The organism is Streptomyces sp. NPDC102514 (assembly GCF_055584525.1).
Map to the genome: position 1 here is coordinate 236,514 of NZ_JBVJLW010000009.1, position 13,515 is coordinate 250,028.

At 68.0% G+C, this 13,515-nt stretch carries 12 protein-coding genes and 1 tRNA gene; 11 read left to right on the forward strand and 2 right to left on the reverse strand.

Annotated elements, in window-relative coordinates; genetic code table 11:
• The first annotated feature begins 124 nt into the window (after positions 1-124).
• The 9 genes from ACZ60E_RS24160 (at position 125) to ACZ60E_RS24200 (ending at position 10,124) form a co-directional block, all read left to right on the forward strand.
• Entirely contained in the window at positions 125-2,404 is a 2,280-nt protein-coding gene (locus ACZ60E_RS24160; RefSeq protein ID WP_384808163.1) for an FdhF/YdeP family oxidoreductase, read from the forward strand.
• 71 nt (positions 2,405-2,475) lie between these two features.
• Positions 2,476-2,964, forward strand: coding sequence for a PaaI family thioesterase (locus tag ACZ60E_RS24165; RefSeq protein WP_384808161.1), 489 nt, complete (start codon positions 2,476-2,478; stop codon positions 2,962-2,964).
• Between the two features lie 79 nt (positions 2,965-3,043).
• The gene (locus tag ACZ60E_RS24170; RefSeq protein ID WP_469443025.1) at positions 3,044-3,475 is read left to right on the forward strand and encodes a hypothetical protein; all 432 of its coding nucleotides are present in this window, start codon (positions 3,044-3,046) and stop codon (positions 3,473-3,475) included.
• Positions 3,472-4,107, forward strand: coding sequence for a Tat pathway signal sequence domain protein (locus tag ACZ60E_RS24175; protein WP_384808157.1), 636 nt, complete (start codon positions 3,472-3,474; stop codon positions 4,105-4,107). The genes ACZ60E_RS24170 and ACZ60E_RS24175 overlap by 4 nt, the downstream gene beginning before the upstream one ends.
• Before the next feature lie 280 nt (positions 4,108-4,387).
• The gene (locus ACZ60E_RS24180) at positions 4,388-5,617 is read left to right on the forward strand and encodes a branched-chain amino acid ABC transporter substrate-binding protein (protein WP_384808155.1); all 1,230 of its coding nucleotides are present in this window, start codon (positions 4,388-4,390) and stop codon (positions 5,615-5,617) included.
• Positions 5,618-5,729: 112 nt separating this feature from the next.
• The gene (locus tag ACZ60E_RS24185) at positions 5,730-6,662 is read left to right on the forward strand and encodes a branched-chain amino acid ABC transporter permease (protein WP_307541485.1); all 933 of its coding nucleotides are present in this window, start codon (positions 5,730-5,732) and stop codon (positions 6,660-6,662) included.
• 5 nt (positions 6,663-6,667) lie between these two features.
• Positions 6,668-8,506, forward strand: a complete 1,839-nt coding sequence (locus ACZ60E_RS24190) for a branched-chain amino acid ABC transporter permease (protein WP_384808153.1) — start codon at positions 6,668-6,670, stop codon at positions 8,504-8,506.
• A 5-nt stretch (positions 8,507-8,511) separates the two neighbouring features.
• Positions 8,512-9,411 (forward strand): ABC transporter ATP-binding protein, encoded by a 900-nt coding sequence (locus ACZ60E_RS24195; protein WP_267025887.1) that lies wholly within the window; start codon positions 8,512-8,514, stop codon positions 9,409-9,411.
• Positions 9,408-10,124, forward strand: coding sequence for an ABC transporter ATP-binding protein (locus tag ACZ60E_RS24200; RefSeq protein WP_469443028.1), 717 nt, complete (start codon positions 9,408-9,410; stop codon positions 10,122-10,124). The genes ACZ60E_RS24195 and ACZ60E_RS24200 overlap by 4 nt, the downstream gene beginning before the upstream one ends.
• A gap of 81 nt (positions 10,125-10,205) precedes the next feature.
• On the opposite strand, the gene ACZ60E_RS24205 is transcribed toward ACZ60E_RS24200, so the two are convergent.
• Positions 10,206-10,874 carry an ANTAR domain-containing response regulator gene (locus tag ACZ60E_RS24205; protein ID WP_107017560.1) on the reverse strand — a complete coding sequence of 223 codons (669 nt, stop codon included), beginning with the start codon at positions 10,872-10,874 and terminating at the stop codon, positions 10,206-10,208.
• A gap of 98 nt (positions 10,875-10,972) precedes the next feature.
• Between ACZ60E_RS24205 and ACZ60E_RS24210 the strand changes: the two genes are divergently transcribed.
• Together ACZ60E_RS24210 and ACZ60E_RS24215 are read left to right on the forward strand one after the other, a co-directional pair.
• Positions 10,973-11,047 (forward strand) — tRNA-Leu (locus ACZ60E_RS24210).
• Between the two features lie 106 nt (positions 11,048-11,153).
• Positions 11,154-11,927 (forward strand): transcriptional regulator, encoded by a 774-nt coding sequence (locus ACZ60E_RS24215; protein ID WP_469443030.1) that lies wholly within the window; start codon positions 11,154-11,156, stop codon positions 11,925-11,927.
• A 10-nt stretch (positions 11,928-11,937) separates the two neighbouring features.
• Here ACZ60E_RS24215 and pyk read toward each other — a convergent pair whose 3' ends face one another.
• Positions 11,938-13,374: a pyruvate kinase gene (gene pyk / locus ACZ60E_RS24220; protein WP_469443032.1), complete on the reverse strand. Its 1,437-nt coding sequence runs from the start codon at positions 13,372-13,374 to the stop codon at positions 11,938-11,940.
• Positions 13,375-13,515 lie beyond the last annotated feature (141 nt).

Here is a 13,515-nt window from a genome sequence, read left to right on the forward strand (position 1 = left end):
CCCGGTTCCCCCCTCTCTCCTCGCCCGTTCGCGCCCGTTCTCCTGACCGGGACAGGATCCGTGTCGGTACCACGTGCGAGGATCGGAGACGTACCTCACACATGTGCTCGAAGAGGAGGCCGACATGGCCGGCAAGCCGCCCCAGAGTGATCCGGTTCAGGACGCACCGCAGGTCGCGGAACCGAAGCATGCTGCGGCCGGACTGCCGGCCGTCGGACATTCCCTGCGCATCGCCCAGCAGCAGATGGGTGTGAAGCGCACGGCGCTGACGCTGCTGCGGGTCAATCAGAAGGACGGCTTCGACTGCCCGGGCTGCGCCTGGCCCGAGCCGGAGCACCGGCACACGGCGGAGTTCTGCGAGAACGGCGCGAAGGCGGTCGCGGAGGAGGCCACCCTGCGCCGCGTGACTCCGGACTTCTTCGCCGCGCACCCGGTCGCCGACCTCGCGACCCGCAGCGGCTACTGGCTGGGCCAGCAGGGCCGCCTCACGCACCCCATGTATCTCGCGGAGGGCGCCGACCGCTACGAGGCGGTGCCGTGGGAGCGTGCCTTCGACATCATCGCCGAGGAGCTGACCGGCCTCGACTCCCCGGACGAGGCGCTGTTCTACACCTCGGGTCGCACCAGCAACGAGGCGGCGTTCCTCTACCAACTGTTCGCCCGCGAGTACGGCACGAACAACCTCCCCGACTGTTCGAACATGTGCCACGAGTCGTCCGGCTCCGCGCTGAACGAGACGATAGGGATCGGCAAGGGCAGCGTCCTGCTGGACGACCTCTACCAGGCGGATCTGATCATCGTGGCCGGGCAGAACCCGGGCACCAACCACCCGCGCATGCTCTCCGCCCTGGAGAAGGCGAAGTCGAACGGCGCGCGGATCATCACGGTGAACCCGCTGCCCGAGGCGGGCATGGAGCGCTTCAAGAACCCGCAGACCCCCCAGGGCATGTTCAAGGGCGCGGCCCTCACCGACCTGTTCCTGCAGATCCGCATCGGCGGCGACCAGGCCCTCTTCCGTCTCCTGAACAAGCTCGTCCTGGAGACGGAGGGAGCCGTCGACGAGGAGTTCGTCGGCGAACACACGCACGGCTACGAGGAGTTCGCCGAGGCCGCCCGTGCCGCCGACTGGGACGAGACGCTCACGGCGACGGGCCTCACGCGCGCGCAGATCGACGAGGCGCTGTCCATGGTCCTCGCCTCGAAGCGCACCATCGTGTGCTGGGCGATGGGCCTCACCCAGCACAAGCACTCCGTGCCGACGATCCGCGAGGTCGTCAACTTCCTGCTGCTGCGCGGCAACATCGGCCGGCCGGGCGCGGGCGTGTGCCCGGTGCGCGGCCATTCGAACGTGCAGGGCGACCGCACGATGGGCATCTTCGAGCGCCCCGCGCCCGCCTTCCTGGACGCCCTGGAGAAGGAGTTCGGCTTCGCCCCGCCGCGCGGGCACGGCTACGACGTCGTACGCGCCATACGCGCGATGCGCGACGACAAGGCCAAGGTCTTCTTCGCGATGGGCGGCAACTTCGTGTCGGCCTCCCCCGACACCGAGGTCACCGAGGCCGCGATGCGCCGCGCCCGCCTCACCGTGCACGTGTCGACGAAGCTCAACCGCTCGCACGCCGTGACCGGCGCGCGTGCCCTGATCCTGCCCACCCTCGGCCGCACCGAGCGCGATCTGCAGGGCGGCGGCGAGCAGTTCGTGACCGTGGAGGACTCCATGGGCATGGTGCACGCCTCCCGCGGCCGGCTGGACCCCGCGAGCACGCAGCTGCTGTCCGAGCCCGCCATCGTGTGCCGGCTCGCACGCCGGGTCCTGGGCGAGGACTCCCGCACCCCCTGGGAGGAGTTCGAGAAGGACTACGCGACCGTCCGCGACCGCATAGCGCGCGTGGTGCCGGGCTTCGACGACTTCAACAACCGGGTCGCCGATCCGGCGGGCTTCGCCCTCCCGCACGCCCCGCGCGACGAGCGCCGCTTCCCGACCGCCACCGGCAAGGCCAACTTCACGGCAGCGCCGGTCGAGTACCCGAAGCTCCCCGAGGGCCGCCTGCTCCTGCAGACCCTGCGCTCGCACGACCAGTACAACACCACGATCTACGGCCTCGACGACCGCTACCGGGGCATCAAGAACGGCCGCCGGGTCGTCCTGGTGAACCCCGAGGACGCCCGCGAACTGGGTCTCGCCGACGGTTCGTACACCGATCTGGTCAGCGAGTGGAAGGACGGGGTGGAGCGTCGCGCGGCCGGTTTCCGGATCGTGCACTACCCGACGGCCCGCGGCTGCGCGGCCGCCTACTACCCGGAGACGAACGTCCTGGTGCCGCTGGACGCCACCGCCGACACCAGCAACACGCCCGCCAGCAAGTCCGTCGTCGTCCGTCTGGAACAATCGACAACCAACTGAGCGTTCGCTTAGACGCAGGTTCCGGACACGGGCTCCGGCCGCACGACCGACGACGTAAGGAATACGGACCCATGGGCGAGCAGCACCACGTGAAGTTCCCGCAAGAGGTCATCGACGAGTACTCGGCACTCGGCGTGGACCTGGTCGCCATGTTCTCCGCCGGACACCTCGGCGCCCGTATGGGCGTCCAGATCGTCGAGGCCTCCGCGGACCGCGTCGTGGGTACCATGCCCGTCGAGGGCAACACCCAGCCCTACGGACTCCTGCACGGCGGCGCCTCCGCCGTGCTCGCCGAGACCCTCGGCTCGGTCGGCGCCATGCTGCACGGCGGCAGCTCCAAGATCGCCGTCGGCGTCGACCTGAACTGCACCCACCACCGGGGCGCCACGTCCGGCCTCGTGACCGCCGTGGCCACCCCCCTGCACCGCGGCCGCTCGACAGCCACGTACGAGATCGTGATCAGCGACGAGGACGGCAGGCGGGTGTGCAGCGCCCGGCTGACCTGCCTGCTGCGCGATGTGCGGCCGAGCGACGCGGAGCGGGTCGGCGCCACCGGCTGAGCCGCCGGCCGGACCCGTCCGAAAAGCGTTGTCCGGCGGGGGCGTTGATCCCGGGCACCCGGCGGCCTAGCGTCAGGGCATGGGAACGGGCGGGGCCCCCTGGCGGGGGCCGGTGCTCGGACTGGCGCTCCTGACCGGCGCCCTGACCGCCGGCGCGACCGGGTGCGGCGGGTCCGGCACGCAGAGCGGCACGATCGGCGCACCGGAGGGCACGCGCACGGCCCCCGGCACGCGGTCGTCGCCCCCGGCGCCCCCGCCCGAGGACCTGTGCGCGCGTCTCGTCGCGCACTGGTCGCGCAAGGTCCTGGACGACGACACCTACGGCGACTACCAGTCCATGGGCCTGTCCGACGGGCAGTACGAGATCCTGATGGACGTCGTGGACGCCGCCAGGGCCGAGAAGAGGCGCGAGGGCGCCCAGGCGGCAGGAGACCTGATCGACCGCACCGCGCGTGAGCGCTGCGAGCAGCGGTACCGCAACGGCAATCCGACGGAAGGGCCCTGGAGTTGAGTGGCGTCGGCCCGGTCGAACCGGGCGAGGGAACACGCGCGTGGGACGACCTCGGGCCTCCCCCGCCGGCCGGCCACGAGCAGCCCCAGGGGCATCCGGCGGCTCTCTACTACGCCCGGCACCGCCGTGCCGTGCTCGCGTCCGCGGCGACGGCCGTCCTCCTCGCGGGCGGCGGCTACCTCTACGCGACCCGGCCGCAGCCACCGCCGCCCGCCGTCGGCCCGTACCCGTCCCAGGTCGTCGAGATCGACTACCTGGGCCAGGAGGGCTCACCGGCGAACGCGCCCAGGGGCAGTTTCACCTTCGCGGTACGGGTCACCGCGCTGTCCGGCCCCACCGTCACCGTCGAGGAGATCTCCCAGCCCTACGCCGGGCTCAATCTGACATCGGTGCCCAAACCACCCTTCCGCACAAGGACGGGTTTCGGCCACAAGATCATTGTCACTATGAATGTCACGGAATGCGCGAATACGCCGAGGAACGCCGGACTTCCTTTCCTGGACGTAACTCTGCGTAATACGCGCGCAATAGAAGACCACAGCTACATCCTGGGTGAGCGGTATGCACACGACCTGTCCGACGCCCTGCAAGTAGCCTGCAGCAACGACCGGCCGTCACTAGCAAACCGCTAGAACGCTGCTGAAATGACCGCCGCACGATCTGCGGGTTCTCACAATGTGGACCGGACGAATCGGCTGTAATTCCGCCCATCCACCCACCGAGTACCGCTCTGCATTACCTCGTGTCATAACAAGAGCGTCACATCCTTCTTCAGACTCTCCTCCACGTTCCCTCCACCCGCTTAGAGTCACGGCCAGTCACCGCGCCATAGGATTCGAAGAATTTTCGGCCCAGCGCTCGACTCGGCCCGTTCCACGAGGAACGGCCGTGCCAGGGAAAGGACTGCTGATCGTGCGTCAACGTTCGCTCATCGCCATCACCGCCGCGCTGGCGGCGGGAGCACTCACCCTCACCGCCTGTGGCTCTCGCGACGACGACGGCGGCTCGGACTCCGGCAGCGGCAACAAAACCGTCGTCATCGGTGTCGACGCCCCGCTGACGGGTGACCTCTCCGCCCTGGGCCTCGGAATCAAGAACTCCGTGGACCTCGCCGCCAAGACGGCCAACAAGGAGAAGACCGTCGAAGGCGTCACCTTCAAGGTCGAAGCCCTCGACGACCAGGCGCAGCCCTCCTCGGGCCAGCAGAACGCCGTCAAGTTCGTCGCCGACAAGGACGTCGTCGGTGTCGTCGGCCCGCTGAACTCCTCGGTCGCCGAGTCCATGCAGAAGGTCTTCGACGACGCCAAGCTCGTCGAGATCTCGCCCGCCAACACGGGCCCGACCCTCACCCAGGGCACGGACTGGCAGACCAAGAAGGTTCGCACGTACAAGTCGTACTTCCGCACCGCGACCACGGACGCCATCCAGGGCCCGTTCGCCGCGCAGTACGTCTACAACGACGCGAAGAAGAAGAAGGTCTATGTCATCGACGACAAGAAGACCTACGGCGCCGGCCTGGCCGCCACCTTCACCGACGAGTTCAAGAAGCTCGGCGGCAAGGTCGTCGGAACCCAGCACATCGACCCCGACACCAAGGACTTCTCCGCCGTCGTCACCCAGGTGAAGAGCTCCGGCGCCGACGTCGTCTACTACGGCGGCGAGTACCCGCAGGCCGGCCCGCTCAGCAAGCAGATCAAGGCCGCGGGCGTCAAGATCCCGCTCGTCGGCGGTGACGGCATCTACAGCGCCGACTTCATCAAGCTCGCCGGCGCCGGCGGCAAGGGCGACCTCGCCACCTCGGTCGGCGCGCCCGTCGAGGAGCTGCCCTCCGCCAAGGAGTTCGTCGCCAACTACAAGGCGGCCGGCTACAAGGAGGCCTTCGAGGCCTACGGCGGCTACTCCTACGACTCCGGCTGGGCGATCATCGAGGCCGTGAAGAAGGTCGTCGAGGACAACGACGGCAAGCTCCCGGACGACGCCCGTGCCAAGATCACCGAGGCCGTGCAGAACGTCTCGTTCGACGGAGTGACCGGCAAGGTCTCCTTCGACGAATACGGCGACACCACCAACAAGCAGCTCACCGTCTACTCCGTCGAGGGCGGCGACTGGAAGGCCATCAAGTCCGGCACCTACACCGGCTGATCCACACCCGCACCACCACCTGAGCCGCGCGGGGCGCCGCAGTACAAGCGCCCCGCGCGGACTCACATCCGGTCACACCCCTCGACTATCCGAACGTCTCGGAGGACATGCGGTGAACGAACTGCCGCAGCAGCTGGTCAACGGCCTGCTACTGGGATCCATGTACGGGCTGGTCGCCATCGGCTACACGATGGTCTATGGCATCGTCCAGCTCATCAACTTCGCCCACGGCGAGATCTTCATGATCGGAGGCTTCGGCGCACTCACGGTCTACCTGTACGTACTGCCCGACGGCACCACCATGTGGATCGCACTGCCCCTGATGCTCCTCGGAGCCGTCATCACCGCGACCACCGTCGCCGTGGGAGCGGAACGGTTCGCCTACCGGCCGCTGCGCACCGCGCCACGCCTCGCCCCCCTCATCACCGCCATCGGCCTCTCCCTCGCACTCCAGCAGGCCGTGTGGGCGTGGTACCCGGACGCGAAGCAGTCCATCAACTTCCCCGAGATCGAGGGCGGCCCCTTCAAGATCGGTGACGTCACCATCCAGACCGGTGACATCTTCCTGCTCATCGCGGCACCCATCAGCATGGCGATCCTCGCCTTCTTCGTGATGAAGACCCGCACCGGCCGCGGCATGCAGGCCACCGCGCAGGATCCGGACACCGCCAAGCTCATGGGCATCAACACCGACCGCATCATCGTGGTCGCCTTCGCCCTCGGCGCCGTGTTCGCCGCCGTCGGAGCCGTCGCCTACGGCCTCAAGTACGGCCAGGTCCAGTTCCGCATGGGCTTCATCCTCGGCCTCAAGGCCTTCACCGCGGCCGTCCTCGGCGGCATCGGCAACATCTACGGAGCCATGATCGGCGGCCTCGTCCTCGGCCTCGCCGAGACCCTCGCCACCGCCTACATCGCCGACGTCCCCGGCATGGAACAGCTCGGCGGCCAGTCCTGGGCCAACGTCTGGGCCTTCGTACTCCTCATCCTCGTGCTCCTCTTCAGGCCACAGGGCCTGCTCGGCGAGCGCGTCGCGGACAGGGCGTGACACCGATGACCACAGAGACCAACACGCCCGAGACGCCCGAGGCACCCCCCGAGGGACCCGTCGGCAACACCAGCGGCCTCATCGGCATCCCGCCCCACATCGGACGCGCCCTCGCCACCGGCGGCGGCGTCCTCACCATCATCTCCACGTTCCTCGCCTGGACCTGGACCTCCGCCTTCCCCGGCGACCTCACCGTCTACGGCTACCCCGGCGGCCTCCAGGTCCTCGTCCTCATCGGCGGCGTCCTCACCACGCTCTTCGCCCTCGCCTCCTACGGCGTCAAGGGCCTGCGCTGGCTGACACCCGCCGGCGCCGACAGCGCCATCAAGCTCGCCTCACTCGCCGCGTTCGCCACCGCCTGGTACACGATCCTCGCGATCAGCTCCGAACTCGGCGGCCTCGCCAACCTCGAACCCGGCGGCTGGGTCGCGGCCGTGGCCACCCTCGCGGCCACCCTCGGCGCGCTCTCCCTGCCCTTCGAACACCCCGCTCCCGACCCCTTCGACCCCGAAGACACCGCCTGGGAGCAGTTCCGCCACAAGGCGCGCCACAACCGCACCGTCGTCAAGGCCGCCTTCGCCTCCGGCACCACCAAGGCCCCGGCCCACAAGCTCCCCGCGTACGCCGAGATCCTGATCATCATCGCCGCGCTCAGCCTCGGCCTGATCGTCTTCACCTACGGCATCGGCACCGAGTACGACGAACAGTTCGTGGGCTTCCTGATCACCGCGGGCTTCGGCTTCGCCGCAGCGGCCAAGGCAGGACTCGTCAACCGCGTCTCCTCCCTCACCGCCAAGCACCGCAACATCACCATGCTCGGCGCGTTCGTCGCCGCCGCCGCATTCCCCTTCACCCAGTCCGACGACCAGTACGCGACCATCGGCGTCTACATCCTGATCTTCGCCACCGTCGCCCTCGGCCTCAACATCGTCGTCGGCCTCGCCGGACTCCTCGACCTCGGATACGTCGCCTTCCTCGGCGTCGGCGCCTACACCGCGGCCATGGTCTCCGGCTCCCCCTCCTCACCCTTCGACATCCACCTGCCGTTCTGGGCCGCCGCCCTCCTCGGCGCGGCCGTCGCCATGGTCTTCGGCGTCCTCATCGGCGCCCCCACCCTGCGACTGCGCGGCGACTACCTCGCCATCGTCACCCTCGGCTTCGGTGAGATCTTCCGCATCGGCGTCCTCAACATGGACGGCACCAGCGGACCCGACATCACCAACGGCTCCAACGGCATCTCGTCGATCCCGAACCTCAACATCCTCGGCTTCGACTTCGGCCAGGAACACACCATCGCCGGCTTCACCATCGCGCGGTTCGCCAACTACTTCTTCCTGATGCTCCTCATCACGCTCATCGTCGTGATCGTCTTCCGCCGCAGCGGAGACTCCCGCATCGGACGCGCCTGGGTCGCCATCCGCGAGGACGAGACCGCCGCGCTCGCCATGGGCATCAACGGCTTCCGCGTCAAGCTCATCGCCTTCGCCCTCGGCGCCGCACTCGCCGGCCTCGCAGGATCCGTACAGGCACACGTCACCTACACCGTGACACCCGAGCAGTACCAGTTCGCCCACGTCGTCCCGCCCAACTCGGCCTTCCTGCTCGCAGCGGTCGTCCTCGGCGGCATGGGCACCATCAGCGGCCCCCTCGTCGGCGCCGCACTGCTCTACCTCATCCCCGCCAAGCTCCAGTTCCTCGGCGACTACCAGCTCCTCGCCTTCGGCCTCGCGCTCGTCCTGCTGATGCGCTTCCGACCGGAAGGCCTCATCCCCAACCGGCGGCGCCAGCTCGAATTCCACGAGGAAGCGGAAGCGCCCACAGTCCTCAGCAAGGCAGGGGCCTGACCACAATGACAACCGACACCACCACCAAGGACACCGCCCCGGGCGCCAACGCCCCCGGCGAGACCGTCCTCGACGCACGAGGCGTCACCATGCGCTTCGGCGGCCTCACCGCCGTGAAGAACGTCGACCTCACCGTCAACAGCGGAGAGATCGTCGGACTCATCGGCCCCAACGGCGCCGGCAAGACGACCTTCTTCAACTGCCTCACCGGCCTCTACATCCCCACCGAGGGCGAGGTCCGCTACAAAGGCAAAGTCCTCCCCTCCCAGTCCTTCAAGGTCACCGCCGCCGGCGTCGCCCGCACCTTCCAGAACATCCGGCTGTTCTCCAACATGACCGTCCTGGAAAACGTCCTCGTCGGCCGCCACACCCGCACCAAGGAAGGCCTCTGGTCCGCACTCCTGCGCGGCCCCGGCTTCAAGAAAGCCGAAAAGGCCTCCGAAGAACGCGCCATGGAACTCCTGGAGTTCATCGGCCTCGCCGCCAAGCGGGACCACCTCGCCAGGAACCTCCCCTACGGCGAACAGCGCAAGCTCGAAATCGCCCGCGCCCTCGCCAGCGAACCCGGCCTCCTGCTCCTCGACGAGCCCACCGCCGGAATGAACCCCCAGGAAACCCGCGCCACCGAAGAACTCGTCTTCGCGATCCGCGACATGGGCATCGCCGTCCTCGTCATCGAGCACGACATGCGCTTCATCTTCAACCTCTGCGACCGCGTCGCCGTCCTCGTCCAAGGCGAAAAACTCGTCGAAGGCGACAGCGCCACCGTCCAGGGGGACGAACGCGTCGTCGCCGCCTACCTCGGCGAACCCTACGAAGACGCACCCGGCCAAGCCGAAGTCGCGGAGGTCGAAGCGGCCGAAGCACAGGCCGACGCCGCGCCCCGCAAGGAGACCGACCGATGACCGCACTCCTCGAAGTCGAAGACCTCCGGGTCGCCTACGGCAAGATCGAAGCCGTCAAGGGCATCTCCTTCAAGGTCGAAGCCGGCCAGGTCGTCACCCTCATCGGCACCAACGGCGCCGGAAAGACGACCACCCTGCGCACCCTCTCCGGCCTCCTCAAGCCGGTCGGCGGCCAGATCAAGTTCCAGGGCAAGTCGCTCAAGAAGACGCCGGCCCACCAGATCGTCTCCCTCGGACTCGCGCACTCCCCCGAGGGGCGGCACATCTTCCCCCGCATGACGATCGAGGACAACCTCCGCCTCGGCGCCTTCCTGCGCAACGACAAGGCAGGCATCGAGAAGGACATCCAGCGCGCGTACGACCTCTTCGCCATCCTCGGAGAACGCCGCAAGCAGGCCGCGGGCACCCTCTCCGGCGGTGAGCAGCAGATGCTCGCCATGGGCCGCGCCCTGATGTCCCAGCCGAAACTGCTCATGCTCGACGAGCCCTCCATGGGCCTCTCGCCGATCATGATGCAGAAGATCATGGCGACCATCGCGGAGCTGAAGTCCCAGGGCACGACGATCCTCCTCGTCGAGCAGAACGCCCAGGCGGCGCTCTCCCTCGCCGATCACGGACACGTCATGGAAGTCGGCTCCATCGTGCTCTCCGGCACCGGCCGCGACCTCCTCACCGACGAGTCCGTCCGCAAGGCGTACCTCGGCGAGGACTGAGGTTCCCGCCCGCCGTACGGCTGAGGCCCGCACCCGTCAATCCGGGGTGCGGGCCTCAGCCGTACGGGAACGCCTCGCCGGTCAGCCCTTGGAGGCCTTCTTGTCGGCCTTCTTCTCGTCGGCGTCCAGAATGACCGCCTCGGCGACCTGTTGCATCGACATACGACGGTCCATCGACGTCTTCTGGATCCACCGGAACGCCGCCGGCTCGGTCAGGCCGTACTCCGTCTGCAGCACCGACTTCGCGCGGTCCACCAGCTTGCGCGTCTCCAGGCGCTGGGTGAGGTCCTCGATCTCCTTCTCCAGCGCCTTCAGCTCCGTGAACCGTGAGACGGCCATCTCGATGGCCGGAACGACGTCACTCTTGCTGAACGGCTTCACGAGGTACGCCATCGCGCCGGCGTCCCTCGCGCGCTCGACGAGGTCGCGCTGCGAGAACGCGGTCAGCATCAGCACGGGGGCGATGGATTCCTCCGCGATCTTCTCGGCCGCCGAGATGCCGTCGAGCTTGGGCATCTTCACATCGAGAATGACCAGGTCAGGGCGGTGCTCCCGGGCGAGCTCGACGGCTTCCTCGCCGTCACCGGCCTCGCCGACGACCGAGTACCCCTCTTCTTCGAGCATCTCCTTGAGGTCGAGACGGATCAGCGCCTCGTCCTCGGCGATGACGACACGGGTCGTCAGCGGAGGCACGTGCGACTTGTCGTCGTCGGGCGCGTCTACGGGCTGGGGCGACTCGGGGGCGGTCACGGGGGCTCCTCTTTATGGGGCAGGTACTGCTCCCAAGAGCCTACCTAGCTGCGGTAAGGTAGTGGGCCGAGGGGTGGTCGCCACCCTTCCTTTCTAAGGCCCCAGTACTCCAACTGGTTAGAGAGGCCGCTCTCAAACAGCGGACAGTGTGGGTTCGAATCCCACCTGGGGCACTTTTCCTTTCTTTCCAAGGTCGACACAATAAAGTGGATGTTCCCATTCTCGTGAACATCCACCTTTTACTGCACACGGTCGCGACCAGTAACACAGAGTGTCTGCATGTACGACATGAGCACACGCAAGCGGGCGCTCGCGCTGGTCGGCCAAGGGCGCAGCCTGAATTCCGTCAGCAAAGAGACCGGCGTCTCACGAGCGGCCCTACGCTCCTGGCAGACCCGCGTCGAGCCGCTGAGGCGCGTCGGCAAACCGTGCCCCCGCTGCCAAGGTGCGCCCGGGCCGCCCGACGATCCGCGAGCGTACGCATATCTCCTCGGCCTCTATCTCGGCGACGGCTGCATCAACGCGCACCGGAAAGGCGTCTACTACCTCCGCATCGTGTGCGACAACGCCTGGCCGGGCCTCATCGACGCCTGCGAGGCCGCAATCCGCTCCGCGCGCCCGGACAACAGCGTGTGCCGCGTGAAGAGAGACGGCTGCGTCGCGGTCACCGCCTCCAGCAAACACTGGCCCTGCCTCTTCCCTCAGCACGGGCCCGGTAAGAAGCACGAGCGCACCATCGCCCTCGAACCCTGGCAGCAGGACATCGTCGACGCCCACCCGTGGGAGTTCGTCCGAGGGCTCGTCCACTCCGACGGATGCCGCATCATCAACTGGACGACCCGGCTCGTGGCGGGTGAGCGCAAGCGCTACGAATACCCGCGGTACTTCTTCACCAACGTGTCCGACGACATTCGGCAGCTCTTTACGGACACACTCGACAAGCTGGGCGTCGCGTGGACGCACTGCACCCGCCACGGCAACCCGTACAACATCTCCGTCGCCCGCAAAGCCTCCGTCGCCCTCATGGACGCCCACGTGGGGCCCAAGTACTGAACCCCCGCCCCTACTTCGGGCTGTCGTCCTCTCCGATGTGGTGGACTCGGACCAGGTTTGTCGAGCCTGAGACGCCGGGGGGCGAGCCCGCCGTGATGACGACGATGTCGCCCTTCCTGCAGCGGCCGTGCGCCAGGAGGAGCTCGTCGACCTGGTCGACCATCGCGTCCGTCGAGTCGACGTGCGGGCCGAGCAAGGTCTCGACACCCCACGTGAGGTTCAGCTGCGAGCGCGTCGCCTCGTCCGGGGTGAAGGCCAGGAGCGGGATCGGCGAGCGGTAGCGGGACAGGCGGCGGACCGTGTCGCCGGACTGGGTGAAGGCGACCAGGAACTTCGCGCCCAGGAAGTCCCCCATCTCGGCGGCGGCCCGCGCGACCGCGCCGCCCTGCGTGCGGGGCTTGTTCCGGTCGGTCAGCGGCGGCAGCCCCTTCGCCAGGATGTCCTCCTCCGCCGCCTCCACGATCCGGGCCATCGTGGCGACCGTCTCGACGGGGTACTTGCCGACGCTGGTCTCGCCGGACAGCATCACCGCGTCCGTGCCGTCGATGACGGCGTTGGCCACGTCCGACGCCTCGGCCCTGGTGGGGCGGGAGTTCTCGATCATCGAGTCGAGCATCTGCGTGGCGACGATGACCGGCTTGGCGTTGCGCTTGGCCAGTTTGATCGCGCGTTTCTGAACGATCGGGACCTGCTCCAGGGGCATCTCGACGCCGAGGTCGCCCCGGGCGACCATGATGCCGTCGAAGGCGGCGACGATGTCGTCGATGTTCTCGACGGCCTGGGGCTTCTCGACCTTGGCGATGACCGGGAGGCGGCGGCCCTCCTCGTCCATGATCCGGTGGACGTCCTCGATGTCGCGTCCGCTGCGGACGAACGAGAGGGCGATGACGTCGCAGCCGGTGCGCAGCGCCCAGCGGAGGTCGTTCTCGTCCTTGTCGGAGAGGGCGGGGACGGAGACGGCGACGCCGGGGAGGTTGAGGCCCTTGTTGTCGGAGACCATGCCGCCTTCGACGACGGTGGTGTGGACGCGGGGTCCGTCGACGGAGGTGACTTCGAGGCAGACCTTTCCGTCGTCGACGAGGATGCGCTCACCGGTGGTGACGTCGGCGGCGAGTCCGGCGTACGTGGTACCGCAGGTCTGGCGGTCGCCCTGGGCGCCCTCTTCGACGGTGATGGTGAAGGAGTCGCCGCGTTCGAGGAGTACGGGGCCTTCGGTGAAGCGGCCGAGTCGGATCTTCGGGCCCTGGAGGTCGGCGAGGATTCCGACGCTGCGGCCGGTCTCGTCGGAGGCCTTGCGTACGTGCTGGTAGCGCTCCTCGTGGTCGGCGTAACCGCCGTGGCTGAGGTTGAAGCGGGCTACGTCCATTCCGGCTTCGACCAGTGCTTTGATCTGATCGTAGGAGTCGGTGGCGGGGCCCAATGTACAGACGATCTTTGCTCGGCGCATGGTGTGAGCCTAGGGCTTACCAGCGGGTAGGGAATTGGCGCTGCACGACTACTCAACAACCTTTGCGTGAAGGGATATTGACAAGGGTCGGATTGTGCGCGGGGGCGCTCCGATGAGCATTTCAGGAGTTCTTCGCAGGGC